Origin of the sequence: Aphanothece microscopica RSMan92, assembly GCF_046613545.2 — a bacterium.
Taxonomy (GTDB): Bacteria; Cyanobacteriota; Cyanobacteriia; order PCC-6307; family Cyanobiaceae; genus NIES-981.
Map to the genome: position 1 here is coordinate 1 of NZ_JBKKKY020000293.1, position 701 is coordinate 701.

The following is a 701-nucleotide window of genomic DNA, read 5'->3' on the forward strand; positions in this document are numbered from 1 at the left end:
CGCCCGGCCACGGCCACGGCCAGCGCCGCATGCGCCGCAGGGTCGAAATGCACCCCGTCCACGGGCGAGGTGGCGATGACCTCGCCCGCATCGAGGAACGGCTGCCCCCGCGCCGCCGCCAGCGCCGCCAGAAGCGGCGCCAGCGCCCGCGACTTCTCCGCCCCGCCCCAGAACTCGCCCGCCAGGACGCCGGTCTCCCGCACCGGGGGCGGGCAGATCACCAGCACCCGCAGCCCCGGATGGCGCGCCTGCATCTCCAGCCCCAGCGCGATATCAAGGAGCGACGCGATCCCGCCCATGATCCGGTCGGGCGTCGCGCCAAAGCGCATCTTCACGTCGTTCGTGCCCAGCATCAGCGTCATCACGTCCAGCGGCCCGTGGCTTTGCAGCGCGATCTTCAGCCCGGTCTGCCCGTTCATGTGCGCCCCCATCACCGGGTCGTCCCATTGCGCGGTGCGGCCGGGCAGCCCTTCCTCGGCCAGCGTCCAGCCCGGCCCCAGCGCCGCCGCCGCCCGCGTGGGCCAGCGCACATCCGCGCCGAACCGTTCGTAGACCCCGCGCACCCGGATGGGGGGCGTGCCGTGGGTATTGCTGTCGCCAAAGGCCAGAAGGTGCGGCATCGCGTGTCCTTTCCCTGCGCGACCCAGCCTATCCGCCCCCCGCGACCTTGCGAAGCCCCCGCCCCCCCCCTTGGCCTTTGC

General features: G+C 73.8%; 1 protein-coding gene. It reads right to left on the reverse strand.

From position 1 onward, the window contains the following. A partial coding sequence (locus ACLD7X_RS17580) for a GDSL-type esterase/lipase family protein (RefSeq protein WP_411424982.1) occupies positions 1-620 on the reverse strand: 620 nt, incomplete at its 3' end. Positions 621-701 lie beyond the last annotated feature (81 nt).